Annotated in this window: 23 protein-coding genes and 2 pseudogenes; 18 read left to right on the forward strand and 7 right to left on the reverse strand. The window is 71.3% G+C overall.

Annotated features, from left to right (window positions below; translation table 11 throughout):
* Nucleotides 1–3: 3 nt before the first annotated feature.
* Genes ACIOKD_RS12840 through ACIOKD_RS12855 form a run of 4 tightly spaced genes read left to right on the forward strand, consistent with a single transcriptional unit; the run spans nucleotide 4 to nucleotide 3,830 of the window.
* Nucleotides 4–1,671, forward strand: a complete 1,668-nt coding sequence (locus ACIOKD_RS12840; protein ID WP_402082090.1) for a PP2C family protein-serine/threonine phosphatase — start codon at nucleotides 4–6, stop codon at nucleotides 1,669–1,671.
* Complete coding sequence (locus tag ACIOKD_RS12845) at nucleotides 1,668–2,801, forward strand: B12-binding domain-containing protein (protein WP_402082092.1); 1,134 nt, start codon at nucleotides 1,668–1,670, stop codon at nucleotides 2,799–2,801. The genes ACIOKD_RS12840 and ACIOKD_RS12845 overlap by 4 nt, the downstream gene beginning before the upstream one ends.
* Complete coding sequence (locus ACIOKD_RS12850) at nucleotides 2,798–3,229, forward strand: STAS domain-containing protein (RefSeq protein WP_402082094.1); 432 nt, start codon at nucleotides 2,798–2,800, stop codon at nucleotides 3,227–3,229. Before ACIOKD_RS12845 ends, ACIOKD_RS12850 begins: the two co-directional genes overlap by 4 nt.
* Nucleotides 3,230–3,284: 55 nt before the next feature.
* Nucleotides 3,285–3,830 (forward strand): MarR family winged helix-turn-helix transcriptional regulator, encoded by a 546-nt coding sequence (locus tag ACIOKD_RS12855; protein ID WP_402082097.1) that lies wholly within the window; start codon nucleotides 3,285–3,287, stop codon nucleotides 3,828–3,830.
* A gap of 12 nt (nucleotides 3,831–3,842) precedes the next feature.
* On the opposite strand, the gene ACIOKD_RS12860 is transcribed toward ACIOKD_RS12855, so the two are convergent.
* Both ACIOKD_RS12860 and ACIOKD_RS12865 read right to left on the reverse strand, forming a co-directional pair.
* The gene (locus tag ACIOKD_RS12860) at nucleotides 3,843–4,508 is read right to left on the reverse strand and encodes a response regulator (protein ID WP_402082099.1); all 666 of its coding nucleotides are present in this window, start codon (nucleotides 4,506–4,508) and stop codon (nucleotides 3,843–3,845) included.
* A 9-nt stretch (nucleotides 4,509–4,517) separates the two neighbouring features.
* Entirely contained in the window at nucleotides 4,518–5,459 is a 942-nt protein-coding gene (locus tag ACIOKD_RS12865; RefSeq protein ID WP_402082101.1) for a HAMP domain-containing sensor histidine kinase, read from the reverse strand.
* Between the two features lie 249 nt (nucleotides 5,460–5,708).
* On the opposite strand from ACIOKD_RS12865, the gene ACIOKD_RS12870 reads away from it, so the two are divergent.
* The 3 genes from ACIOKD_RS12870 to ACIOKD_RS12880 are packed head-to-tail and all read left to right on the forward strand — an operon-like array spanning nucleotide 5,709 to nucleotide 7,292.
* The gene (locus ACIOKD_RS12870) at nucleotides 5,709–6,035 is read left to right on the forward strand and encodes a TraR/DksA family transcriptional regulator (RefSeq protein ID WP_402082104.1); all 327 of its coding nucleotides are present in this window, start codon (nucleotides 5,709–5,711) and stop codon (nucleotides 6,033–6,035) included.
* Between the two features lie 46 nt (nucleotides 6,036–6,081).
* On the forward strand, nucleotides 6,082–6,474 hold the full coding sequence (locus tag ACIOKD_RS12875; RefSeq protein WP_402082107.1) for a TraR/DksA family transcriptional regulator: 393 nt from the start codon (nucleotides 6,082–6,084) through the stop codon (nucleotides 6,472–6,474).
* Nucleotides 6,471–7,292 carry a rod shape-determining protein gene (locus ACIOKD_RS12880; protein WP_402082110.1) on the forward strand — a complete coding sequence of 274 codons (822 nt, stop codon included), beginning with the start codon at nucleotides 6,471–6,473 and terminating at the stop codon, nucleotides 7,290–7,292. The genes ACIOKD_RS12875 and ACIOKD_RS12880 overlap by 4 nt, the downstream gene beginning before the upstream one ends.
* Here the strand turns inward: ACIOKD_RS12880 and ACIOKD_RS12885 are convergent.
* The gene (locus tag ACIOKD_RS12885) at nucleotides 7,284–8,111 is read right to left on the reverse strand and encodes an MHYT domain-containing protein (RefSeq protein ID WP_402082113.1); all 828 of its coding nucleotides are present in this window, start codon (nucleotides 8,109–8,111) and stop codon (nucleotides 7,284–7,286) included. The genes ACIOKD_RS12880 and ACIOKD_RS12885 overlap by 9 nt on opposite strands.
* A gap of 301 nt (nucleotides 8,112–8,412) precedes the next feature.
* Nucleotides 8,413–9,666 (reverse strand): MFS transporter, encoded by a 1,254-nt coding sequence (locus ACIOKD_RS12890; protein WP_402082116.1) that lies wholly within the window; start codon nucleotides 9,664–9,666, stop codon nucleotides 8,413–8,415.
* A 180-nt stretch (nucleotides 9,667–9,846) separates the two neighbouring features.
* On the opposite strand from ACIOKD_RS12890, the pseudogene ACIOKD_RS12895 reads away from it, so the two are divergent.
* Together ACIOKD_RS12895 and ACIOKD_RS12900 are read left to right on the forward strand one after the other, a co-directional pair.
* Nucleotides 9,847–9,996, forward strand: a pseudogene (locus ACIOKD_RS12895) (LysR family transcriptional regulator); the annotation flags it as partial.
* Nucleotides 9,993–10,244 (forward strand): annotated as a pseudogene (locus ACIOKD_RS12900) (nuclear transport factor 2 family protein); the annotation flags it as partial. The pseudogenes ACIOKD_RS12895 and ACIOKD_RS12900, both read left to right, overlap by 4 nt.
* Before the next feature lie 215 nt (nucleotides 10,245–10,459).
* Here ACIOKD_RS12900 and ACIOKD_RS12905 read toward each other — a convergent pair.
* Nucleotides 10,460–11,917 carry an MFS transporter gene (locus tag ACIOKD_RS12905; RefSeq protein WP_402082118.1) on the reverse strand — a complete coding sequence of 486 codons (1,458 nt, stop codon included), beginning with the start codon at nucleotides 11,915–11,917 and terminating at the stop codon, nucleotides 10,460–10,462.
* A gap of 176 nt (nucleotides 11,918–12,093) precedes the next feature.
* On the opposite strand from ACIOKD_RS12905, the gene ACIOKD_RS12910 reads away from it, so the two are divergent.
* The 7 genes from ACIOKD_RS12910 (at nucleotide 12,094) to ACIOKD_RS12940 (ending at nucleotide 19,417) form a co-directional block, all read left to right on the forward strand.
* Entirely contained in the window at nucleotides 12,094–12,546 is a 453-nt protein-coding gene (locus tag ACIOKD_RS12910) for a MarR family winged helix-turn-helix transcriptional regulator (protein ID WP_402082121.1), read from the forward strand.
* A 412-nt stretch (nucleotides 12,547–12,958) separates the two neighbouring features.
* Complete coding sequence (locus tag ACIOKD_RS12915) at nucleotides 12,959–13,387, forward strand: DUF485 domain-containing protein (RefSeq protein WP_402082124.1); 429 nt, start codon at nucleotides 12,959–12,961, stop codon at nucleotides 13,385–13,387.
* Nucleotides 13,384–14,994 carry a cation acetate symporter gene (locus tag ACIOKD_RS12920; protein WP_402082127.1) on the forward strand — a complete coding sequence of 537 codons (1,611 nt, stop codon included), beginning with the start codon at nucleotides 13,384–13,386 and terminating at the stop codon, nucleotides 14,992–14,994. Before ACIOKD_RS12915 ends, ACIOKD_RS12920 begins: the two co-directional genes overlap by 4 nt.
* 183 nt (nucleotides 14,995–15,177) lie before the next feature.
* Entirely contained in the window at nucleotides 15,178–16,236 is a 1,059-nt protein-coding gene (locus tag ACIOKD_RS12925; RefSeq protein WP_402082130.1) for a FecCD family ABC transporter permease, read from the forward strand.
* 89 nt (nucleotides 16,237–16,325) lie between these two features.
* A complete protein-coding gene (locus ACIOKD_RS12930; protein ID WP_402082571.1) occupies nucleotides 16,326–17,348 on the forward strand; it encodes a FecCD family ABC transporter permease in 1,023 nt (340 codons plus the stop codon).
* Nucleotides 17,349–17,350: 2 nt separating this feature from the next.
* Nucleotides 17,351–18,283: an ABC transporter ATP-binding protein gene (locus ACIOKD_RS12935; protein ID WP_402082133.1), complete on the forward strand. Its 933-nt coding sequence runs from the start codon at nucleotides 17,351–17,353 to the stop codon at nucleotides 18,281–18,283.
* 105 nt (nucleotides 18,284–18,388) lie between these two features.
* Nucleotides 18,389–19,417, forward strand: a complete 1,029-nt coding sequence (locus tag ACIOKD_RS12940) for an iron-siderophore ABC transporter substrate-binding protein (protein WP_402082136.1) — start codon at nucleotides 18,389–18,391, stop codon at nucleotides 19,415–19,417.
* Nucleotides 19,418–19,420: 3 nt separating this feature from the next.
* On the opposite strand, the gene ACIOKD_RS12945 is transcribed toward ACIOKD_RS12940, so the two are convergent.
* Nucleotides 19,421–20,494 (reverse strand): dipeptidase, encoded by a 1,074-nt coding sequence (locus tag ACIOKD_RS12945; protein WP_402082138.1) that lies wholly within the window; start codon nucleotides 20,492–20,494, stop codon nucleotides 19,421–19,423.
* Nucleotides 20,491–21,801 carry an amidohydrolase family protein gene (locus ACIOKD_RS12950; protein ID WP_402082141.1) on the reverse strand — a complete coding sequence of 437 codons (1,311 nt, stop codon included), beginning with the start codon at nucleotides 21,799–21,801 and terminating at the stop codon, nucleotides 20,491–20,493. Before ACIOKD_RS12950 ends, ACIOKD_RS12945 begins: the two co-directional genes overlap by 4 nt.
* Nucleotides 21,802–21,956: 155 nt before the next feature.
* Between ACIOKD_RS12950 and ACIOKD_RS12955 the strand changes: the two genes are divergently transcribed.
* Nucleotides 21,957–22,757, forward strand: coding sequence for an IclR family transcriptional regulator (locus ACIOKD_RS12955; protein WP_402082143.1), 801 nt, complete (start codon nucleotides 21,957–21,959; stop codon nucleotides 22,755–22,757).
* Nucleotides 22,754–23,704, forward strand: coding sequence for an ornithine cyclodeaminase family protein (locus ACIOKD_RS12960; RefSeq protein WP_402082145.1), 951 nt, complete (start codon nucleotides 22,754–22,756; stop codon nucleotides 23,702–23,704). The genes ACIOKD_RS12955 and ACIOKD_RS12960 overlap by 4 nt, the downstream gene beginning before the upstream one ends.
* The last annotated feature ends 18 nt before the right edge of the window (nucleotides 23,705–23,722 follow it).

Here is a 23,722-nt window from a genome sequence, read left to right on the forward strand (position 1 = left end):
TTTTTGGTCTCCACCCAAGCGCAAACCGGTGTCGGCACGCAGCAGGCGCCCCTATGGGGCGATGCCCCGTATCCCGTCCTGGTCGCTGACGACCAGGGCACGGTCGTGCTGCACAACGATGCCGCGTCAGATCTGCTGCCCGGGATCCGGCCCGGCACACGCTTCGCGGACGCGGTCCCGGCCTGGCTGTCGGCGGCGCACGAAGCGTTGCGGGCACCTGGACGGGCACCTGCTTCACCCACCGGCCAGGAGGCGGACGCGCCGGTGACGGGTGTGATCGGTGAGCGCACCTTCGAGGCCCATCCCAGCCCGCAGGACGAGGGCACGGTGGCGTGGTGGCTGGTCGACGACACCGATCACCAGCTCGCGCAGAAGGCTCTGCGCATGGAACGGAAGCGGACCGCGTTCCTGGCCGAGGCGTCCAGCACGCTGCTCTCCTCCCTCAACCTGGGACGCTGCATGGATGTGACCGCACAACTGGCCGCGGAGCATCTCGCCGACGCGGCACTGGTGATCGCGCCGACACACGGGCGACGGCTGCCGGTGGTGACCTGCCTGCGCGGGGGCACTCCCGTGCTGGCCCACGAATCGGTCGACCCCGACGAGGTACCGGGGCTCGGTGAGGCGCTGCGCGGGTTCCCGCCGGTCCCCTCGCGGTGGATCGATCCGTCCGCCGCACCGGTCTGGATGGTGCCCGAGGGCTTCGGCACGGTCGGCTCGATAGTGATCACCCCGCTGCCCGGCCACGGCGTCCCGGCCGGTGCCCTCGTCCTGCTGCGCCGTTCGGGCGGCGCGGCGTTCACCGAGAGCGAGGAGGTCTTCGCCCGGCTGTTCGCCGCGCGCGCCGGGGCCGCGATGTCGGCCGCCCGTCTGTACGCGGAGCAGACCTCGATCACCGAGGTGCTGATGCGCGAGCTGCTGCCGCCCTCGCTGCACCAGATCTCGGGCGTGGACTACGCCGGCGGCTACCGGCCCTCGGCGGACCACGAACGGGTCGGCGGCGACTTCTACGACGTGCACCCGGCCGCCGTCGAGGGTGAGGCGTCGCTGGTCGCACTGGGGGACGTGTGCGGCAAGGGGCTGGAAGCGGCCGTACTGACCGGGAAGATCCGCAACACCCTGCACGCGCTGCTTCCCCTGGCCGACGACCATCAGCGAATGATCAGTCTGCTGAACACCGCGCTGCTGAATTCCCACCACACCCGCTTCGCGACACTGGTCCTGGCCTCCGCCGTACGGGAGGGCAACGCGGTGAACCTGCGGCTCACCAGCGCCGGACACCTGACCCCGCTGATCGTGCGTGCGAGCGGCACGGTGGAGGAGGCCGGGACCCGCGGCACCCTGGTGGGCGCCATGCCGGAGGCCCCCGCGCACACCACCGCCCTCACCCTCGCACCCGGGGAATCGTGCGTGCTCTACACCGACGGGATCACGGAGGCCGAGGGCGGGCCGATGGGCGGGGTCCAGTTCGGCGAGGAACGGCTCAAGCGCGTCCTGTCGGAGTGCGTGGGCATGCCGTCCGAGAGCATCGTGGAACGCGTCCAGATGCTCGCCGCCCAGTGGGTCGGCAAGGGACGCCACGACGACATGGCCGTCGTCGTGATCTCCGCACCTCGTACGCACCACCTCAGTGCGGTGAACGGCCACACCCGGGGCAGGTTCACCGCATGAGCACCCGTACCCCGCACCGGCCTTCCCTCGCCGGAACCGCCGGAGAACCCGCAGGCGAACCAGTCGGCGAACCCGTTGTCGAGCAACTGGCCGGCGAGCTGTGGGACGCCGTCTCCGTGGCCGACGAGTACACGGCCGTCGAGGTGGTGCTGGGCGCCCTGGAGCGCGGTGTCGAACCGGAGAGCGTGCTGCTGGACGTCATCGCCCGCGTACAGGGCAAGGTGGGCGAGGAGTGGGCCGCCGACCGCCTCAGTGTGGCCCAGGAACACGCGGCGACCGCCATCAACGAACGGGCCGTCGCCGCGCTCGCCCTGCACCCCGCCGCGCGCACCACCCCCACCCGCGGCAGGATCACGGTGGCCTGCGTCGACGGCGAATGGCACGCGCTGCCCGCCCGCCTCCTCGCCGAGGTGCTGACCCTGCGCGGCTGGCAGGTGGACTACCTCGGCGCCCAGGTGCCCGCCCCGCACCTCATCGCCCACCTGCACCGCACCGACTCCGACGCGGTCGCCCTCTCCAGCTCCATCGCCACCCGGCTGCCCACCGCGCACGCCGCGATCACCGCCTGCCAGGCCATCGGCGTCCCCGTACTCGTCGGAGGAGCCGCCTTCGGGCCGGACGGCCGCTACGCCTTTCTGCTGGACGCCGACGCGTGGGCGCCCGACGCCCGCTCCGCGGCCGACCGGCTCGCCCTGGGTCCGCTGCCCCGTCCGCGGGCCGACCACCAGCAGATGGACGACCTGCCCCACCTGGCCGACCAGGAGTACACCCTGATCACCCGCAACAGCGCTTCGCTGGTGCGCGCCGTCTTCACGGCCCTCCAGGACGCGTTCCCCGCCATGCGCACGTACAGCGAACCGCAGCTTGAGCGGACGGCCGAAGACCTCGCGCACATCGTGGACTTCCTCGCCACCGCCCTGTATCTCGGCGACGAGGACCTCTTCGCCGGGTTCATCACCTGGACCGCCCGGATCCTCACCGCCCGCGGCGTGCCCGCGAGCAGCCTGCCGCCGGCCCTGGCCGCCCTGGCCCGTGAGCTCAAGGACTTCCCGCGGGCCACCCGCGTCCTCGAACGCGGCGCCGAGGCCCTCACCCCCGTCGACCACAGCACCGCCGAGAGCCGCTCATGACCATGCTGCCCCCCGCCCATCTGCGTCTCACCACGGTCGACACCGAGGACACGGTCCGGATCGAACTCGACGGAGATCTCGACTACGACACCGCCGACAGCCTCCTGACCGCTGTCACCGCCACCCTCACCGGGCACCCGCGCCTGCACGACCTGCATCTGCACTGTGCCGGGCTCGCCACCATCGACTCCATGGGTCTGTCCGTCCTGCTGATGATCCGCCGACGCGTCGATCAGGTCGGTGTCCGGCTCCATCTGGACGACCGTCCGACAACCTTGGAGCGGCTGCTGACCATCACCGGTAGCCTGGACTACCTCACGACGTCCCCCACCGGCACCGCGAACTCCTCACTCGGCAGGGGAGAAGATCCCCGTACGGGCGGGGAAGCGATGACGGCCCGCCCCACCGGACCGGAAAGCACCACCTGACGTCCTTCCCCGCCGGCCGTCCGCGGCGCGGAAGCCGCACACCGACGGGGAGCCCATGCCAGCACCAGACTTCACCTCGCGCAGGTCCTCGCGCGAGGCCGCCCGGTCCGCCGGGGGCGTCACCGAGCTCCTCGACCTGATGTGGGAGAGGACCGGACGAGCCACAGCCGGGGCTCCGGCCTCCCCTTCCCAACTGCGCCTGATGTACCTCGTCGAATGCGAGGAGGGGGTACGGATGCGGGTCGTGTGCGAACAGCTCGCCGCCGCGCCTCCTTCGGTCAGCCGGCTCTGCGACCGTCTGCAGGCCATCGGCTTCCTGGAGCGGCTGCCCTGTCCCGCCAGCGGACGGGAGGTCACCCTCCGGCTGACCGCGGCGGGGCGAACCCACCTGCGGCGCGTCCGTGAGCAGCGCGAGGCCATGCTCCGCGAGGCCATGGACGCCATGTCCGACGCCGAACGGCACGCACTGGCCGAAGGTCTGGCCGGGCTGCACGCCCAACTCACCGCGGTCAGGGGCGAAGGCGGCGCATCCGGTGCCCACGCCGGCGCTTCGGGTGCCAACGGCGCGGCCGGCCTCCCCGGCGGGTCCTCCGCCGCCTGAGCGCCCGGGAGTTCAGGCTTCGATCAGACCGACGCGGATGGCGTAGCGGGTGAGTTCCAGGCGGTCGCGCAGGCCGAGCTTGTGCAGCACGTTCGCCCGGTGCCGGTGGACGGTCTTGATGCTGATGAACAGCATTTCGGCGATCTCCTTCGAGGAGTGGCCCTCGGCCACGAGTTTGAGGACCTCCTCCTCGCGTGCGCTCAGCACCTGGCCGGGCGGCTCCTCGCCGTGGCGGACCCGGTCGAGGTAGTTGCGGATCAGCGCGGTGACCGCGCCCGGGTACAGGAAGGGCTCGTCGCGCATCGCGGCCCGGCAGGCGGCCACCAGGTCGCGGTCGGCCACGGACTTCAGCACGTATCCGCTGGCGCCCGCCTTCAACGCCTGGAAGAAGTACTGCTCGTTGTCGTGCATCGTCAGCATCAGCACCCGCACGCCGGGTTTCAGCGCGGCGAGCTCGCGGGCGGCCTGCAGGCCCGTCATCCGGGGCATGGCGATGTCCAGTACGGCCAGGTCGACCTCCTGGGTGCGGGCCAGTTCGACGGCCTGGGCGCCGTCCCCGGCCTCGGCGACGACCCGCAGGTCCGGTTCCCCGTCGAGGATGAGCCGCACTCCGCGACGTACCAGCGCGTGGTCGTCGGCGAGGAGGATGCGGATCAAGGAAGTGTCGGGCGTGGTCATGGCTGCTTCCTAGAGGACGGGCACGGTCAGCCGGACCTGCGTACCCGCGTCCGGCTCGGAGGTGACATCCAGCGTGGCCCCGATCAGCAGGGCCCGCTCGCGCATTCCGCGGATGCCCGCCCCTTCGCGGGCGACGCCGGAGCCGCGGCCGTCGTCGCTGACGTCCAGCACCACCTTCCCGCCGACGTGGTGCAGGCTCACCTCGACCCGGCCGGCCTCGGCATGGCGGGCCGTGTTGGTCAGGGCCTCCTGAGCGACGCGGTACAGGACCAGTTCCGTCTGCGGGGCCAGCATGGGCAGGCCGGGGTCGAAGCGCCGCACCACGCGCAGACCGGCGTGGGTGGCGAACTCGGTGGTCAGCGAGGTCAGCGCACTGATGAGGCCCAGATCCTCCAGCACGCCCGGCCGCAGTCGGCGTACCACACGGCGCACCTCGTCCAGGCTCCCCCGGGTGATCTCCTGCACCTGCCGCAGGTCGCCGCGCAGGGGCTCCTCGGCCTCGTCCGCCGCGCGTTTGAGGACCAGCAGGATCGCGGTCATGCTCTGGCCCACCTCGTCGTGCAGCTCCTGGGCGATACGGCGCCGCTCCGCCTCCTGCCCTACCAGGACGCGGGCGCTGCTGGTGGCCCGTTCGTGTTCGAGGCGTTCGACCATGGCGTTGAAGGTGCGGATCAGTTCGGCGGTCTCGCCGCGGCCGTGTTCCGGCAGCCGCTGCCCGGGGCGCAGCAGATCGACGGTGGTCATCAGCCGGGTGAGCCGGTCCAGCGGGGCCAGGCCGATCCGCAGCAGGGCCGCGTTGGCGACCAGCATGACGGCCAGGCCGGAGACGAGGATGACCGCCTCGGTCAGCACCACCGGCACGGAGACGGTCACCGGAGCCAGCAGCAGCAGCGCGGTGGCGATCCCGAGCACCACCGCGTTGAGCGCGAAGATCCGCCAGAACAGGGACAACGGGATGACGCCTTTCCTCGTGCGACGATCTTCCACCCAAGCCTGCCTGTTCCCGGTTCCACCGTCGATGGGCATCAATGCCCATTTTCGCGATCCGGGCTGCCCATTGCCCGATGGGCCCCGGAACCGGCCGCGGATGGGTATCGCGCCCGATGGGATTCGTACGGCGTACCGGCCAGGGTGGGACAGGACCGACCCACCTGGATCCTGACCTTCGTCAAGGTTCGTCCTCGTCAAGAAGGACCCACCATGTCACTCGACACACCCCGGCCCGGCACCCGGCTTGAGCGCCTGCCGACACACGAAGCCCTCCAACGCCTCGAACACGAACGCAACTCCCGCCTCACGCAACTGCGGGCCCTCGACGAGGCGGGGGCGGACGTGGAGAAACACGTGGTGTCCGCGCAGAAGGACACCGTCCGGCGGGTCCTTGCCGAGGTCGAGGCCGCCTTCACCCGCGTCCGGGACGGCAACTACGGCAACTGCCTCGACTGCGCCGAACCCATTCCGGTCGAGCGACTGGAGATCCTGCCGTACACGCGGTTCTGCGTCCCCTGCCGACGCGACACCGCCTGACGACAGCCCGTCCGACCTCCGATATCCGTCCTGCCCTGGGGGTGACATGGTGACCGACCACATCATCGACGACCGCGACACGACCCTGTCGGCCGACGACCTCGCCGCACTGCGCGAGAACCTGTACGAGCAACGCGCGTTCCGCCAGGAGCAGCTGAGACAACTGCGGCAGGCGCAACAGCTCTCGGCCTCCGCCACGAACGGCGCCGACGCGCCGCGCGACCGCCGGGCCGCTCCCCAGGCCGAGGTCCGCGGCAAGCTCGCCGCCTCCGCCCGTATGGTCCTCGCCGACATCGGGGCCGCGCTCGCGCGCATGGACCGGGGCGGCTACGGCATCTGCAATGTGTGCCGGGTACCCATCGACCGCGCACGACTGACGGTGGTGCCGCATGGCCGCTACTGCACCCGGTGCCAACAGGTCAGGGAGGCCGGACGATGACCACCGCACGAGACGCTCGCCGCCTCGCGGGCCGGCACCGCTCCTGGCCCTGGTGCCGGCACTGCTCAGGCATCGCCCTCGACCTGGGCAGCGCCCGCACCCGTGCCTGGACGTCCGGACGCCGGATGATCCTCGACGTGCCCACGGTGACCTTCCCCGGCGGCGGCGCCACGTACCCCGTACAGCGCGGCACCATCGTCGACACCCCCGGTACCTCCCGGATGCTGGACCGGCTGCTCGGCCACCGGCTGCCCCGTCTCGGCCGCCCGCTGCTCATTCTCACGACACCCGTGCTGGGCGGTGTCGCCTACCGGGCAGAGGCCCGCACCGCCGTCGAGGTCCTGCGCCCGCGTACGGTGCTGACGGTTCCCACCGCACGCGCCGTGGCCGTGGCCGTGGACGCCGACCTGACCCGCCCGTTGCTCGTCGTGGACATCGGGGCCCATCTCACCGAGGTCACGCTGCTCGCCGACGGCGGTGTGGTGGACGCCCGCCACACCGTGCTGGGCACCGGCGACCTGGACAGACACACCCCTCCCGCGCTGATAGCCGACGCGATCGTCGCCATGGTGACCGGCATGCTGGAACAGGACCGCACCCCCGTGACGCTCGACGCCCTCCAGGGGGGTGTGCTCCTGGCGGGCGGAGGCGCCCTGCGCCCGGACATCACGTACAGCCTCGCCGGCCGGCTGCACGCTCCCGCGCGGCCCGTGCCGGCACCGCACACCGCGGCGGTCCGCGGCGCCGCGCAACTCCTGCGGACGGCCCACGCCCACCCGTGGCCGCCGGCCCTCGACGTCGGCCCGGCGTCAGAGTGAGGGCCAGGACGCGGTGGGCCGCGCGTCCGCGACGGGCGCGGGCTCCGGCTCGTGACCCTGCCTGTTCTGTACGGGTTCGTTGCCGGCGAGCATGTCGGGATCGAACATGACGATCACGGCCGCCAGGACCAGTACGACGATCGGTCCGCCCACCATGGGGATCAGGGAGAAGAGCAGGTCCATCGAGGACTGGCCCTGGACCCTGGAGCCCGCGTCGACGTGCACGCTCATGGCGGCCATACCGGTGTAGTGCATGCCCGTGACCGCGACGCCCATGATGACGCTCGCGGCCGCGGCGGACGCCAGGGTGTGCAGGGACACGGCCGCCCAGAGTGCGGCGGTGGCCGCCGTGACGGCTATCAGGACCGACAGGCCGACCGTCACCGGGTCGAAGGTCATGTGCCCGGCGAACTCCATGCCGTTCATTCCGATGTAGTGCATCGCCGCGACGCCCGCGCCGGTGACCACACCGGCCACTCCCAGGGTGCGGGGCGACGCGCCGCGGTAACCCACGATCAACACGCCGAGCAGGACCACGGCCACCGCGACACCCAGGCTGAGGAACGTGAGGGCCGGGTCGTACCGGATCGACGCACCGTCGATGGTGAACCCGATCATGGCGATGAAGTGCATCGTCCAGATGCCTGATCCGATACAGATCGCGCCCAGTGTGAGCCACGGGCCCCGGCGGCCCCGTGCGCCCATGCGAACCGACCGTGTCGTGCAGCGCAGACCGAGCGCCGCACCGGCGCAGGCCATCAGGAACGCGACGACCGGAGTGATCATTCCGAAGTTGAACTGGCTGACTGTGCTGTTCACCGAACGCCTTTCGGACCGCGGAACCCGTACGGGCCCGCGTTGCAGGAACCTTTTCGCAGAACCGTCCGGGCGGACAGACGAGCCGAGTTCACCGGCACCTGTGTCTGCCGCGCTCCGGAACCGACCCTGGGGGCGGACGGCGGCACAGCACATGACGTTCCGTCATGCCATGGCCTCGGGGGGTGAGCGGGTGGCCAATGCTAGGTATGCGCCCCCTGCTTGTCACTCTGAGACCTGTGACGCAATCAAATTGAGACTTGTACAGGCATATTCCTCCTGCATGCCATCACGCACATTGTCCCTATATCCCACCCTTGATCCCGGGCAACTGGTCTTCACCTCTTGAGTACCGGTCCGCGCGGCGTGGAAGCAGCAGCGGGGTGGCCAGGAGGACGACTCCGGCGACCGCGATGGCGGTGCGGGGGCCGATGAGGGCCGCCAGCAGACCCCAGACGGCGGTCATGGCCGCGATGGCGGCGCTGCTGCTGACCGACCAGGCGGTCAGCGTGCGGGCGACCCTGCCGGGGTCGGTGTGGTCGAGCCGGCAGGTGGCCAGTACCGGGTTGAACACGCCGCAGCAGGTCACCAGGCCGAGTTGGACGACGATGATGAGGACGATCCCGGGGACACCGGGCTGGACGAACACCAGGCCGAGCGGCCAGCACGCCCGCAGTGCCCCGGCGGTGCGCAGTACCTTGTGCCGCCCGAACCGCGCCACGAGCCGGTGTGCGAGGCGTGCGCCGACCAGGCCGCCGATGCAGGGCGCCGCGAACACCAGGCCGTACTGCCAGGGTGCGAACCCGAGGCTGTCAAGCAGGAGTACGGCGAGCAGCGGCTCGGAGGCCATGATCAGGCCGTTGACCACGATGGAGTTGAGGAACAGCGGGCGCAGCGCGGGGTGGGCGAGGATGTGGCGCCAGCCTTCGAGCAGATCGCGTGCCCGCAGTCGCGGCGCACCGGTGCGCACGGGAACCGGCTCGCTGCCGCCGATGGCGCGGATGCCCAGGGCCGAGAGCAGGTAGCTGACCGCGTTCGCCACCAGGGTCGTCACCGGGCCGAACAGCCCGATCGCGTATCCGCCGAGCGGTGGCCCGACCATGGTCGCGGTCCAGGTAGTGGACTCGAACCTGCTGTTCGCGACCAGCAGGTCCGCCGGCGGCAGGAGCCCCTTCAGATACGCGCCGCCTGCCGCCCTGAACGCGATGTCGGCCGTGGCGACCACGACGGATACGACGAGGAGCTGGGCGAAGCCGAGCCGGCCGAGCGCGAACGCGGCGGGGACGCTCATCAGCGCCGCGAACCGGGTCAGGTCCATCGCTACCATCACCGGCCGTTTACGACGGAACTCCACCCACGGGCCTAGGGGGACCGCCACCAGGGCGCCCACGGCTCGCCCCGCGGCGGCCAGCGCCGCGACCTGGGCCGGTCCGGAGTGCAGTACCAGGACCGCGATCAGCGGAAACGCACCGAACCCGATCCCCGTGCCGTACGAGCTGACGGCGAAGGCCGCCCACAACCAGCCGAAGCGCCGCCCCAGCGTCCGCCCACCCGCCATCCCCGATGCACCCCTCGCCGATCCGAACGACCGCACTCTGACCGTCGGCCGTCGGCCGTCGGCATCAAAGCGAGTAGCAGATCACGAGATCAAACGACCGATCCACCGGGACCGCACAACCGATGGCTGTGAGAGTCGCTGGGCGTTTGTGACAAGCGCTGTGCCGCTGAGGTCGTCGGCGTGGATCTCGATGCCGTGCGCACCTTCGTGGCAGCCGCGGACGCGGGGCGGTTCCAGGACGCCGCCGACGAGTTGGCGATCACCCAGCAGGTCGTCTCAAGGCGTGTGGCCGCGCTGGAGAAGGCTCTCGGGGTGCGGTTGTTCGCCCGTTGTGGCGCAGCGAGGGCATCGAGGCAGTCGAGCGGTTCGCACTGGACGTCCGGCGCCACCCGGCGGGAACCGGCACGATGACCCGCTGCTCGGAGGTCGACATGCCGGACGACTGGGCCCGCTGCCAGTGGGCCTTCGCCACACCGGACGACGGCCCGCGCCTGACCGGGACCGACATCGTCCACCTGCGGCGATCGCTCATCGACCGGATCATCGTCTTCGCGGGTGAGACCAACCCGTCCCTCTGAACCCTGGGTGAGAGCAAGCCGTCGTCCTGCACCCTGGATGGGACCGGACCGTCCCCCTGCACCCGGATGGGCCCGGCCCGTCAGCCTGAACCCTGGTTGGGCCCGGACCGTCCTCCTGAACCCTGGGTGAGAGCAAGCCGTCGTCCTGAAACCGCGCGTGGAGCGGCCCCGGAACTCCCGTGGGAGTTCCGGGGCCGCTTCGTGCCGGACGAGCGTCAGGCCTGCACCGCGGCCCGCTCGGACTCGTCGAGGCGGTCGGCAGGGGCCGGGTCGGCCGCGACCGGACGGGCGGCCGGGATGACGGCCGCGATGACGGCGGCCACCAGGGCGACGGCGCCGCCGATGATCAGGGCGGTACGGAAGCCGTCCTCCGAGGTGATGCTGAAGCCGCCCATGGTGACGGACATCTGGGAGAGGACCACGCCGACGACAGCGGCGCCCACGGAGGTGCCGAGCGAGCGCATGAGGGTGTTGAAGCCGTTCGCGGCGGCGGTCTCGGAGAGCGGCACCGAGCTCATGATCAGGGCGGGCATCGCCCCGTAGGCGAGACCCACGCCGCTGCTGGTGATCATGAGGACGAGCATCAGGCCCCAGGCGGAGCCCATCAGCGCGAGGGACACGCCGTAGCCGGCGGCGATGACCAGGATGCCGCAGATCAGCGTGAACTTCGGGCCGCGTGCGTCGGTCAGCTTTCCGCCGAGCGGGGAGACGATCATCATCATGATGCCGCCGGGGGCCATCCACAGGCCCGCAGCGAGCATCGACTGTCCCAGGCCGTAGCCGGTCGCCTCGGGGAACTGCAGCAGCTGGGGAACGATCAGCATGCCGGAGTACATGCCGAAGCCGACGAAGAGCGAGGCGAGGTTGGTGAGCAGGACCCGGGGACGGGCCGTGGTGCGCAGGTCGACCAGGGGGTCCCGGGTGCGGGTCTCCCACACGCCCCAGGCGAGCAGCACCACGACGGCTGCGCCGGACAGGCCGAGCGTCGTCGCCGAACCCCAACCCCACTCGGCGCCCTTGGAGACCGCGAGCAGCAGGCAGACCAGGCCGACACCGAGTCCGATCGCGCCGGGCGCGTCGAAGCGCTGGCCCTTGGCCCCGGCGGGGACGTCGGGGATCAGGAACCAGATCAGGGCGGCGATCGCCACGGCCAGGACGGCGGAGCCCCAGAACAGCACGCGCCAGCTCGCGTACTGGGCGACCGCGGCGGCGATCGGCAGACCGAGACCGCCTCCGATGCCCATGGACGCGCTGACGAGCGCGATGGAGGAGCTGAGCTTCTCGGCCGGGACCACGTCACGCAGGAGTGCGATGCCGAGCGGCACCATGCCCATTCCCATGCCCTGCAGACCGCGGCCGACGATCATCGGGACGACGGACGACGAGAGCGCGCACACCACCGAGCCCACGATGAGGGGCACGGAGCAGGCGAGGAGCATCCGCCGCTTGCCCAGCAGGTCGCCCAGGCGTCCGGTGACCGGCACACAGACAGCCGCCACCAGCAGGGTGACCGTGATCACCCACGCCGTGTTCGAGGCCGAGCTGTGCAGGATCCGCGGCAGGTCCGCGATCAGCGGCGTGACCAGGGTCTGCATGATCGCCGCCGTGGTGCCGGCGAAGGCCAGCGTGGCGATCACGCCAGTGGTGTGGCGGGACGTCGGTGGGGCTCCCATCAAGGGACTCCTTGCATCTCTTTGCATTTCTTTCGGGGTACTGAGAATGCAGTGTACATATCTTATGCATGATGCATGACATGTGTTCATTGCACAGCCTGTGCGAGGATGGGGGCGGGGCCTGCGCAGAAATTTGCCGCGTCGGCCCTGTTCAGGACAGTGGGAGGCAGTGGCACATGGGCAGGCCGACGTACGAGGTCGAGTACGAGCAGATGCTGCTCGGCAGGCACGCGCTCGCGGCGCACGGCGGGCGCAGCAAGGAGAGCGTGCTGGAACGGAGTTCCTACATTCTGCTCAGCCGCATCCGCGTACAGGGGCCCATGTCGATCGGTGAGCTGAGCGACGCGTTCGGGCTCGACGCCTCGACCCTCAACCGGCAGACCGCCTCGGCCGTGCGTGCCGGACTCGCGGAGCGCATTCCCGACCCCGACGGCGGACTGGCCCGCAAGTTCCGCATCACGGACAAGGGGGCGCGGATACTCGACGAGGAGCGCGAGCGGACCGTCGGCTCCCTGGACCGGGTCATGGCCGACTGGTCCGACGAGGACATCGCGGAGTTCGCCGGCTGTCTGCGGCGCTTCAACACCGGCATCGAGCGGCTCGGCGGCAGGCCCTGGCCGCGCCCATGACGTTCGCCGACGTCGGCCGGCTCCCTCAACTCCCGCCCCAGGCACGGCAGTAGGGACGGTGACGGGTTCGCGAAGCCCGCGGAGGGGTACTCATGAGCCCTATGAGGGAGACCGGAAGATACCAGGCGCGGGGGCCCTGCGACCCAGCAAGCGCCCTGACGACCGAAAGCCCTTGCCCCTAGGACGCCGATCGACCCCCGCCGACCCTCACCTGCCCCTTCACGCTCATCCCGCACCGGTTGACAGGCCCACCGTCCGAGGCCGACGCCACTGACACGCGCAAACGAGCCAGATCGACCAAAAGGCCTCGCCTGACGGTCTCGCCGAATAGCGTGCGAGAAATCGAACACATCTCCCCACCTCCCTGCGGTCCGCGCATGCCACGGACCCCTGCCGCGCTAGGAGAACCGGGATGTCCGACGACCCCTCGGATGCGTACGCCCCGCAGCCCCACCGGGCCAGGCACCCCGCCGCCCCGCCCGCCTGGGCCGCCACCGAAGAACACTTACCCGAGCGCATCACGCGCCCCTCCACCCCCGGGCACCACCGCGACCTGCGGATTCTGCGCCGGGCGTACCGCAGACAGCGCCGGGTCGCCACCTTCACGGTCCTCGCCTACTTCACCGCCTTCCTGATCCTCTCCGTCCGCGCCCCGTCCTTCATGACGAAGCCCGTCACCGGCGGTCTGTCCACCGGCATGGTGCTCGGCCTGGTCCAACTCCCCGTCACCTGGCTGGCGATCGTGCTCTTCGAGTACACGGCGAGCCGGTACGTCGATCCGCTCGCACGCCGTATGCGGCAACGCACGGCCCTACTGGCCGAGCGGGAGCCCGGACAATGACGGAGTTCAGCGGCACCGCACAGACCTGGTCCCTGGTCGCCTTCTGCACCGTCGTCACCGTGACCCTGCTGCTCTGCGTCATCGCGGGCCCGGACCGGGACGACCTCGACGAGTTCTACACCGGCTACCGCTCGTTGTCCCCGATGCGCAACGGTCTCGCCATCGCGGGCGACTACATCTCCGCGGCCACCGTCCTCACCATCGGCGGCGTCATCGCGCTCTGCGGCTACGACGGTGTCGTCCTCGCCCTCAGCACCCTCCTGTCCCTGCTGCTCCTGATGTTCCTGCTGGCCGAACCCCTGCGGAACACCGGACGTTTCACCACGGGGGACGCCATCGCCCGGCGGATGCCCGGCCGCGCCGTGCGCATCACGACGTGTGTCGTGACCATCGCCTCGCTGCTGCCGATGATGCTGGTCCAGCTCGCCAGCACCGGCCAGCTGCTCGCCTTCATCCTCGGCTTCAGCAGCGCCACCATGAAGACCGGGTGCGTCATCGGCGTCGGCGGCCTGATGATCACCTACGCGGCCATCGGCGGGATGAAGGGCACCGCCCTCATCCAGATCCTGAAGATGGTCATGCTCCTCGGCTCGGGGTCCGTGGTCGCCTTCCTGATGCTCCGCACCTTCGCGTGGGACCCGGGAGAGCTGTTCGGCACGGCCGCGGAACACAGCGGGGCGGGCGAGGCGTTCCTGCGCTCCGGCCTGCAGTTCGCCGGGGGTCCGCACGCGGGCCTGGACATGATCAGCACACAGTTCGCCATCGTGCTCGGCGGCGCCTGTCTGCCCCACGTCACGATGCGCATGTTCACGGCGGACAGCGCACGGCAGGTACGCCGCTCGATGTCCTGGGCGGTGTCGTCCGTGGCCCTGTTCATGCTGATCATCACCATCGTCGCGACCGGGGCGACCGCGCTCCTCGGGCGGAGCGGGATCACCACGGCCGACCCGCGCGGCAACACGGCCTATCTCCTCGGCTCCCGGGCTGTCTTCGGCACCCATGTCACCCGCGCCGAGACCTTCCTGTTCACCACGGTCACGGCGGCGATCTTCCTCACCCTGCTCGCCTCGGTCGCCAGCATGATCCTCGCCTGCGCCAACTCCCTGGCCCACGACGTCTACGCCAGCCGCGCCACCCCCCGGTCGCCGGTACGGGAGATGACCGTCGCCCGGGTCTCCGCGCTCGCCGTCGGAATACCGACGATCGTGCTGGCCGGCCTCATCCAGCACCGCAGTCTCCAGCCCCTGGCGACGCTCTCCTTCTGTCTGGCCGCCTCGGCCATCGCCCCCGCGCTGGTCTACAGCCTCTTCTGGCGCCGCTACACCCGAACCGGCCTGCTGTGCACGCTCATCGGCGGCTCGCTCGCGGTCCTCGTCCTGATGCCCGGTACCCGGCTCGTCTCGGGGACACCCATGGCGGCCTTTCCCCAGGCCGACTTCAACTGGTTCCCGTTCACCACGACCGGCCTGGTGTCCATTCCCCTGGGCTTCGCGTTCGGCTGGCTCGGCACGATGTTCTCGGGACGCCGCGAGAACCAGCGCCGGAAGAAGGACTACGAACGGATCGAGGCCAGAATCCTGGCGGGCCCGGAACCCAGGCCGAGATGACCGTGCCGGGACCGGGTGCGTACACCATCTTTCTTGGTGTTAGGTTTGGCTTACCTTACTGATTATCGGAACTCACGGTTCCGCAACTCTGCGCTGCCCGCGAGCGGGCGGACAAGGACGACCTCAAGTGCGCTTCGCCCCGTCGCCGTTCACCCGCGGCACGCACCCTCGGATACGCGTCGCGTGACCGTCTCCCTCTCCCCGCCCGGACCCGTCGACGCCACGCGCGTCCGCCGCCGTCACGGCAGACCCGCCCTGAGCGCGGGTCTGCTCGCCGCGGCCCTGGCACTGGCCGCCGTGAGCGTGCTCAGTCTCGCCGTGGGGTCGGGCGACGTGGCCCCGCACGACGTGGTGGCCGGAGTGTTCAGTCCCGACCGTTCCGTCCACGGCCAGATGATCATCCAGGAGGTCCGCCTCCCCCGCACGCTCGCCGGTCTGCTGGCCGGTTCGGCGCTCGGTGTCGCGGGAGCCCTGATGCAGGGCGTCGCGCGCAACCCCCTGGCGGATCCGGGCCTGCTGGGTGTGAACGCGGGCGCCTCCGTCACCGTCGTCTTCGCGATCAGCGTCCTGTCGCTGACCGAGCCCGCCCAGTACATCTGGTTCGGTTTCCTCGGGGCCTGTGTCGCCGCCGTACTCGTCCACGGCATCGGCAGCCTGGGCCGCGAGGGCGCGACACCGGTGAAACTGGCGCTCGCCGGAGCGGCCACCACCGCCGTGCTGGGCTCCCTGACCAGCGCCATGCTGCTCAGGGACAGCCGGACGTTCGACCAGTTCCGGTTCTGGCAGGTGGGCGCGCTCAACGGCCGTGACACCGATGTCCTGTGGCAGGCGTTCCCCTTCGTCGCCGTCGGCGGAGTGCTGGCCCTGCTGCTGGGGCCTTCCCTCAACGCCCTCGCCCTCGGCGACGACATCGCGCGCGGACTGGGCCAGCGCGTCGTCGCGGTGCGGCTGGCCGGCGCCGTGAGTGTCGTGCTGCTCTGCGGCGCGGCCACGGCTATCGCGGGACCGATCGGGTTCCTGGGCCTGGCCGTTCCGCACGCGGCACGTCTGATCACCGGCCCCGACCACAAGTGGATCCTCCCCTACAGCGCACTGCTCGCACCGGCCCTGCTGCTCTTCGCCGATGTCGTGGGCCGACTGATCGCGCGGCCCGGTGAGGTGCAGGTCGGTGTGATCACCGCCGCGCTGGGCGCCATCCCCTTCGTCCTGCTCGTCCGCCGCCGGAACGTGGTCGAACTGTGAACCGCAGGAGCACGTCCGCGGGCAGTACGCCCACCGCGTCCCCGGAGCCGAGAGGGGCGACCGGTCGTCCCGCCGCAACGCACGACGCCGTGGCCCGGCTGATCCGCGTCAGACGCCGTGGGCAGGCACGCGGCGCCCTCGTGAGCGGCGTCCTGCTCGCCGTCGTACTCGCGGCGTTCGCCCTGTCCCTCACCACCGGCGACTTCGTCATTCCGCTCGCCGACGTCCTCGCCACCCTGGCCGGGGGCGGCGACGCGGGGACACAGTTCGTCGTCCTCGAACTGCGCCTGCCGCGAGCCCTGCTGGCCCTGCTGGTCGGCGGCTGCTTCGGTGTCTCCGGAGCGGTGTTCCAAGGTCTGCTGCGCAACCCGCTGGCCAGCCCCGATGTCATCGGCGTCAGCGCGGGCGCCAGCGCGGCGGCCGTCCTGGCGAGCATGGTCCTCGGGCTGAGCGGGATCGCGCTGTCGGTGGTCGCCCTGGCGGGCGCGCTGCTGACCGGGGCCGCCGTGTACCTGCTGGCCTGGCGCAAGGGGATCAGCGGCTACCGCCTGGTCCTCGTGGGCATCGGCATCGGTACGGGCCTGTCGAGCGTCGTCTCGTACGTCATGACGCGATCGGATGTCACCGAGGCCCAGAACGCCTTCCTCTGGCTGACCGGCAGTCTCAACGGCCGTTCCTGGACCCACTTCTGGCCCCTGTTCGGCGGAGCGGTCGTGCTGCTGCCCCTGGCCCTGGTGGTCTCGCGTGCCCTGCCCGCGCTGCAGTTGGGCGACGAGGCCGCCGGCGGTCTGGGCGCGCGGGTCGAGCGCAGCCGGCTCGCCATGCTGGCCTGTGCGACCGCCCTCGCGGGTCTGGCGACGGCGGCTGCCGGACCCGTCGGATTCGTCGCCTTCGTGTCCCCGCCCATCGCCCGGCGCCTGCTCCCCGGGCACGGCGCGGCCCTGGTGCCCTCGGCCCTGGTCGGAGCCGCGCTGGTCATCCTCGCCGACTACGCGGCCCAGCACCTCATCCCCGGCACGCAGTTGCCGGTGGGGATCGTGACCAGCCTCGTCGGTGCGCCGTACCTGCTGTGGCTGCTCGCGCGCGCCAACCGCGTGGGCAGGGGCGGCTGACCATGACGCGCCCATCGGACGAAGGTTCCGGCGAGCTCCGTGAACCGCTCGGCACCCTCAAGGAGACGACGGTGACCTCCCCGCACGCCCCGCACATCCCGCCCGCCTCGCACACCCTCCAGGCCCGGGACCTGACCCTCGGATACGGAGAGCGCGAGATCATCTCGAAGCTCGACGTCGACCTGCCACCCGGCCGCATCACCTGCGTCGTGGGCCCCAACGCCTGCGGCAAGTCCACGCTGCTGCGCTCGATGGCACGGCTGCTCGTGCCGTCGGCGGGAGCCGTCCTCCTCGACGGCCGCAGCATCCAGGAGCTGCCCACCCGGCAGGTGGCCGCGACGCTGGGCGTGCTGCCGCAGTCCCCGGTGGCGCCGGAAGCCATCACCGTCGCCGATCTGGTCGGCCGCGGCCGGTATCCGCACCAGGGCTGGTTCCGGCGCTGGACGGCGTCCGACACCGAGGCCGTCGCCGCGGCCATGCTCGCCACCGACGTCCTCGACCTCGCCGACCGGCCGCTGGACGAGCTCTCCGGCGGGCAGCGCCAGCGCGTCTGGATCGCCATGGCCCTGGCCCAGGAGACCGACATCCTGCTGCTGGACGAGCCCACCACCTACCTCGACATCAGCCACCAACTGGACGTCCTGGATCTGCTGACCGACCTCAACCGACAACGCGGTGTCACCCTCGCCGTCGTCCTGCACGATCTCAACCTCGCGTGCCGGTACGCCGACCACCTCATCGCGATGAAGGACGGCCGGGTCGTCGCCGAGGGCACCCCGACCGCGATCGTCACCGAGGACCTGGTGCACGAGGTGTTCGGGCTGCGCAGCGCGGTCGTCCCGGACCCGGCGTCGGCCACCCCCCTGATCGTTCCGATGGGACGGCACCACATCACGGCGCCACCGGCCGACGACTCCCGGCTCGCCCCGTCCTGAGTCCCTGACCCTTCCTGAGCCCCTGAACCCCCTTCCTCCCTTCACCCCTTCGCCCTCTCACCTCTGTCGAGTACCTCGATGAACCTCCCGGAAAGAGCACCCACCATGGCCCCTCGCTCCGCCGACTCCGGCTCCCGACGCCGACCGCGCCGACCGCGCCTGCTGACCGGCGCCCTCGCGCTCACCCTGATGGGGGCGCTGGCCGCCTGCGGTTCGTCCGGCGAGTCCGGCACCCAGGACAGCGCCGCCCGGACGTCCGACGGCGCGTTCCCTGCCAAGGTCACCACCAAGTTCGGCACGGTCACCGTGGAGGAGGCCCCCAAGCGCGTGGTGGCGCTCGGCTGGGGAGACGCCGAGGCCGCGCTCTCGCTCGGGGTGCAGCCGGTCGGAGCCAGCGACTGGCTCGCCTTCGGCGGCGACGGAGTCGGCCCCTGGGCCAAGGGCCTCTACAACAAAAGCCCGCAGAAGATCGGCACGCTGGAGCCCGAGTACGAGAAGATCGCGGCCCTGAAGCCCGACCTGATCCTGGACACCAAGTCCAGCGGCGACCAGACGCGTTACGACACCCTGAGCAAGATCGCGCCGACCGTCGGAGTGCCGAAGGGCGGCGACCAGTACAAGATCTCCTGGGAGAAGCAGACCACCATGGTCGCCCAGGCCCTCGGCCTCTCCGCAGACGGCAAGAAGCTGATCGCCGAGACGGGGAAGAAGTTCAGCGACGCCGCGAAGGCGCACCCGGAGTTCAAGGACGAGACCATCACGCTCGGGTCGCGGACCGCTTCCGCCTGGGGCGCGTACGTCCGCGGCACGGGCCGGGTCGACTTCGTCGAGCGGCTGGGATTCGAGAACAACCCCGCCATCGAGGCCAAGGCCGGGTCCGCGTTCTCCGTGCCCGTCTCGGAGGAGAACCTCGACCTCCTCGACGCCGGCCTGACCGTGATGGCTCCCATCGGCGTCACCGCGAAGAAGATCAGCTCCGATCCGCTCTTCAAGGCCGTACCGTCCGTGCGGAAGGGCCACTCCGTCGTCTTCGACGACCAGGACATCAGCTCGGCCTTCGCGATGGACTCCGTACTGTCGGTCGACTACGCGCTGGAGCACGTGGTGCCGCTGTTCGCGGCGGCACTCACGTAGTCCTCACGCGGTCTTCGCCCACACCCGGTCCGCGTAGTCGAGGAAGTTGCGTCCGAGGATCTTCTCGATGCGTTCGGAGCGGTGTCCGCGCTGTTCCAGGAGGCGGATCAGTTCCCTGAACTGGTCCACCCCGCGCAGGTCGAGGACGAAGGGGAGCGTGTCGGCGCGCTCCCCCGCCGCGCCGACTCCGGCCGCCCGGCGCAGCGCCACGTGCTCGGCGAGATCCGCGCGGTAGGCGTCGAGGTCGTCGATGGAGGTGACGGGCCCGTCGGTGCCGATGCCGACGTGGTCCTCACCGCACACGTTCACGGCGTGGTCGATGTGCTCGACGACGTCCGCGGCCGTGGCATGCCCGGACAGGCTGAGGAACGGCATGAAGTAGATGCCCACGAACCCCCCGCGCGAGGCGACCAGCCGCAGTTCCTCGTCGGTCTTGTTGCGCGGCAGGTCGGCCAGCGCCCGGCAGCCGGTGTGGTTGATCGACACCGGTGTACGGGAGAACGCCGCGGCCTCCAGGCAGGTGCGCTCGCCGCTGTGCGAGAGGTCGACCATCAGGTCGTGTTCGTTGAGCGCCTCGACCACGCGGCGGCCGAAGTCGCTCAGCCCCCGGTTGGCCGGTGCCATGGAGCCGTCGCCGATGTGGTTGGCCTGGTTGTAGGTGAGTTGGACGACGCGCACGCCCAGCTCGGCGAACGTGGCGACGCGGCCGGTGTCCTCGCCGACCGCGACGGCGTTCTGGAAGCCGTAGACGACACCGATCCGGCCCGATTCCCGTGCCAGGTGGAGGTCGGCGACCGTACGCACCTTCAGCAGGTCCGCCGCGTGCTCCCGCACGATCCCGTCCCAGACGTCGATCTCGTGCAGCGTGTGCTCGTACGGGGGCAGGTCGCCCATGGTGTAGCCGAGGGTGATGTTGACGGCGGTGAGGCCCGAGGCGCGGGCGTCCGCCAAGGTGCGGGCGTCGAAGGTGAGTTGCTCACTGGTCTGGTTGAGCTGTGCGGCGGCCTCGGCCGACCGGGGCGCGTTGGGGTTGTCGAGCTGCCCGAGCGCGTTGATGATCATGGGAGTGGAGGTCATCGGGCTTCCTTGTACGCGCCGCGCTCGAAGCGGTGGCCACGCTTGACGGTGAGGGTGACGCTGCGCAGGTGGTCGATGTCGAGCAACGGATTCTCGTCGAGGACCACGAAGTTGGCGAGCTTGCCGGGTTCCACGCTGCCCATGAGGTCCTCGGCTCCGGCGCTCCGGGCGCCGATCAGGGTGGCCGAGCGCAGCACCTCCTCGGGCGGGATTCCGCAGCGGCGCACGAGGAACGCCAGCTCCTCGAACAGAGCGGGGAAGGGATCCTCGGGAGCGGTCTCGTAGTCGGTGCCCGTCGAGAGGTCCACGCCGGCGCGGTACGCCTGAGCCGTGATGTGGGCGGCGAGTCGGGCACTGGCACGCGCGCGTGCCGTGCCCTCCGGGCCCTCCCCCGCCAGCTCGTCGCTCTCCCACATGCCGGCGGTCGCGTCGAGAACGGTGCCGCGGCGGCACATCAGGGCGAAGAGTCCGTCGAGGTGCGGGTCGTCCTCGGCGGCGAACCTCTGGTGGTCGACCGGTGGTTTGTCCTTGTACGTCGTCAGCGGCCCGTCGGCGCCCTCGAAGGCGAGCAGCGTGACATGGGAGACGCTGTCGACACCGGCCTCGACGACCTGTCGGGGTGTCGCCGGGAAGACGGCGGCGTGCGCCCAGACGGGGATGCCCTGGCGGTGTGCCTCGGCGGTGATCGCGGCGACCGTGCGGTGGTCGAGATCGGCGTACACCTTGATGGCGGCGGCGTGCGTGCCGCGCGCCAGGGCCACCGCCACGCGCAGGTCCGTGTCCGGGGTGATCGCCTGCATCCACGGCACGGCGCCCGGGGTCTCCCCCTGGGAGACCTGGTGGGTCCGCGGGTCGTCGAAGAAGCCAGGTCCCGCCATCAGCGCGGCGTAGCGGATGTCGGGGCCGGGGATCTCGCCGACGAGGGTGGCCCGGGCGAGGTCGCCGACCTGTCGCAGGTCGTCCGCCATGTCGCGGATCGCCGTGACACCGCTGTGGACGAGGCGGTCCAGCACCGCTTCGGCGGCGGGCCGGTCGGGGGGTGTGGCGAGGTGCTGGTGGGAGTCGATCAGGCCCGGCATGACGAAGCGCCCGTCGAGGTCGTGGACGTGCACGCCGGCAGGGAGGGACGCGGCGATCTCGGCGTCGTCACCGACCGATCGGATCGTCGCGCCGTCGACGACGATCGACGTCGCGGGCCGGAGCGCCCGTCCGGTTCCGTCGAACAGCGTGGCACCGCGATACACGGCGACCGTCCCCGCCGGTGGCGGGGCGTGCGGGGTCGGCGCTCCCGAAGCTCCGTTCGTCATCTTCGCCTCTCGCTCATCGTGCTCATCCGGCTCGGGTGGTCGTCCGGCTCAGGGTGGCCAGGCGGTTGTTGCGCTGTACGTAACACATGTAACGTGCCACGCAACACGCATCACCGTACGCCGCCGTACCCCGACGCCACAAGGAGTGGTCGGACGTGCCCGAAGCGCCCCGCACCGCGGTGGACAAGGCCCTGGACCTGGTCGAGGCCGTCGCGCGGTCACCGCACCCCCCGCGCCTGACCGACCTGGCCGAGGAGGTCGGGCTGCACCGCGCGACCGCCTACCGCGTCCTCCTCGATCTCGTACGCCGGGGGTGGGTGCTGCGGGCCGGTGACCGCTATCTGCCGGGCACCGCGGTGCTCCGGCTGTCGTCGTCCGCGGCCAGGAACTCACTGACGGCCATCGCCCGCCCGGTGCTCACCGAGCTGTCCGAGCGCACCGGCATGATGGCCAACCTCCAGGTGCTGGAGGACGACCGGTCACGGGTGATCGACGCCGTACGGCCCGAGCGGCTCGCGATGATCACCGACCTGATCGGAGAGGGTCTGCCCGTTCACCGGTTCGCGGGCCCCCTCGCGCTCGTCGCCGCCCTCTCCCCCGCGGCCCGCACCCCCTACCTGCGTCCCGCCGAAGCGGCCGGGCACCCGTTCGAGGGCCCCGACGGGCTGCTCGCCGACGTCGAACGCGCGGAGCGGACCGGATTCGCCGTCGAACACGGCCGCAACGAACAGCCCGTCGCCTCGCTCGGCCGCGCCGTCTCACCGACGTCCGGCGCACCGGTCTGCGCGGTGACTCTCGTCGGCCTGGACGCCGAGTTCACGCCCTCCCGCCTCCCCGAACTTCGGGAGCACCTGCGCGAGGCCACCGACGCACTGCGACGGCTCCTGACCGCCCCCGGCGCATCCGCACCCTCCTCCGACCCCACCAACTGCGCCCCCACGAACGGACCGGTATGAGTGGTGTCCTCGTTCTCGACCGCGCCCAGACCCGCGCCGCGCTCGACCCGCACCGGGTCATGGATGCCGTGGCACAGGCGCTGATCGCCGTCAGCCGGGGCGAGGCCTCCGCACCGCCGCGCGTCGCCGCCCGCGCCCCGGGCGGGCTGCTGGGCGTCATGCCCGGTTACGTTCCCGGTCTCGGGCTCGCGGCCAAGCTCGTCTCCGTGTTCGCCGACCCGGCGCGGGCCGGACGGAGCAGCCACCGTGGCATCGTCGCCCTCTTCGACCCCGAGGACGGCCGGCCGCTGGCTCTCCTCGACGCCGAGTCCCTCACCGGGATACGGACGGCCGCGGCAGCCACCCACAGCGCCCTCGCCCTGGCCGCGCCCCGTCCCGGCCGTATCGCCGTTCTCGGTGCCGGAGCCCAGGCGCGGGCCCAGATCGCCCTGCTCGCGCTCCTCCATCCCACGACACCCGTGGCCGTGGCCGGGCGGGACCCGCAGCGTGTCCTCTCCGCCGCCGGTCCGCACCCCGCGGCCGAGCCCGCGCCGAGCGCCGAAGCGGCCGTACGCGGTGCCGATGTGGTGTTCTGCTGCACCGGCGCCGTCCGCCCGGTGATCCGCCGGGACTGGCTCGCTCCCGGCGCCCATGTCAGTTCGGTGGGCGGCTCCCACGGCCCCGAGGTGGACGCCGACACCGTCCGGGACGCTCTCCTTTTCGCGGAGTGGCCCGGCGCCCACGCCGCCGAACCGCCGGCGGGCGCGCACGAACTGCAGGACCTGCCCGCGGGAAGGGCCGTCACCCTCCTCGGCTCCGTCCTCTCCGGTGCGCACCCCGGCCGTCGGGACGAGAACGGACTGACGCTGTTCAAGTCAACCGGGCACGCCGCCCTGGACGTGGCCGCGGCACATGTCGCCCACGCCGTCGCCGTGCGCGAGGGGTGGGGCACGACCGTCGACCTGTGATGGCGGGCCGGCGACCCG

The organism is Streptomyces sp. NPDC087844 (genome assembly GCF_044742785.1).
Lineage (GTDB): Bacteria > Actinomycetota > Actinomycetes > Streptomycetales > Streptomycetaceae > Streptomyces.

What these genes read in the sequence shown, in the direction of transcription:
- ACIOKD_RS12910 (WP_402082121.1), top strand. Translation starts at nt 12,094, where the DNA reads ATGGGCAGGCCGACGTACGAGGTCGAGTACGAGCAGATGCTGCTCGGC.
- ACIOKD_RS12890 (WP_402082116.1), bottom strand. Translation starts at nt 9,666, where the DNA reads ATGGCGGGTGGGCGGACGCTGGGGCGGCGCTTCGGCTGGTTGTGGGCG.
- ACIOKD_RS12950 (WP_402082141.1), bottom strand. Translation starts at nt 21,801, where the DNA reads ATGACGAACGGAGCTTCGGGAGCGCCGACCCCGCACGCCCCGCCACCG.
- ACIOKD_RS12845 (WP_402082092.1), top strand. Translation starts at nt 1,668, where the DNA reads ATGAGCACCCGTACCCCGCACCGGCCTTCCCTCGCCGGAACCGCCGGA.
- ACIOKD_RS12945 (WP_402082138.1), bottom strand. Translation starts at nt 20,494, where the DNA reads ATGACCTCCACTCCCATGATCATCAACGCGCTCGGGCAGCTCGACAAC.
- ACIOKD_RS12940 (WP_402082136.1), top strand. Translation starts at nt 18,389, where the DNA reads ATGGCCCCTCGCTCCGCCGACTCCGGCTCCCGACGCCGACCGCGCCGA.
- ACIOKD_RS12905 (WP_402082118.1), bottom strand. Translation starts at nt 11,917, where the DNA reads ATGGGAGCCCCACCGACGTCCCGCCACACCACTGGCGTGATCGCCACG.
- ACIOKD_RS12870 (WP_402082104.1), top strand. Translation starts at nt 5,709, where the DNA reads ATGTCACTCGACACACCCCGGCCCGGCACCCGGCTTGAGCGCCTGCCG.
- ACIOKD_RS12935 (WP_402082133.1), top strand. Translation starts at nt 17,351, where the DNA reads ATGACGCGCCCATCGGACGAAGGTTCCGGCGAGCTCCGTGAACCGCTC.
- ACIOKD_RS12915 (WP_402082124.1), top strand. Translation starts at nt 12,959, where the DNA reads ATGTCCGACGACCCCTCGGATGCGTACGCCCCGCAGCCCCACCGGGCC.
- ACIOKD_RS12855 (WP_402082097.1), top strand. Translation starts at nt 3,285, where the DNA reads ATGCCAGCACCAGACTTCACCTCGCGCAGGTCCTCGCGCGAGGCCGCC.
- ACIOKD_RS12860 (WP_402082099.1), bottom strand. Translation starts at nt 4,508, where the DNA reads ATGACCACGCCCGACACTTCCTTGATCCGCATCCTCCTCGCCGACGAC.
- ACIOKD_RS12875 (WP_402082107.1), top strand. Translation starts at nt 6,082, where the DNA reads ATGGTGACCGACCACATCATCGACGACCGCGACACGACCCTGTCGGCC.
- ACIOKD_RS12850 (WP_402082094.1), top strand. Translation starts at nt 2,798, where the DNA reads ATGACCATGCTGCCCCCCGCCCATCTGCGTCTCACCACGGTCGACACC.
- ACIOKD_RS12920 (WP_402082127.1), top strand. Translation starts at nt 13,384, where the DNA reads ATGACGGAGTTCAGCGGCACCGCACAGACCTGGTCCCTGGTCGCCTTC.
- ACIOKD_RS12880 (WP_402082110.1), top strand. Translation starts at nt 6,471, where the DNA reads ATGACCACCGCACGAGACGCTCGCCGCCTCGCGGGCCGGCACCGCTCC.
- ACIOKD_RS12960 (WP_402082145.1), top strand. Translation starts at nt 22,754, where the DNA reads ATGAGTGGTGTCCTCGTTCTCGACCGCGCCCAGACCCGCGCCGCGCTC.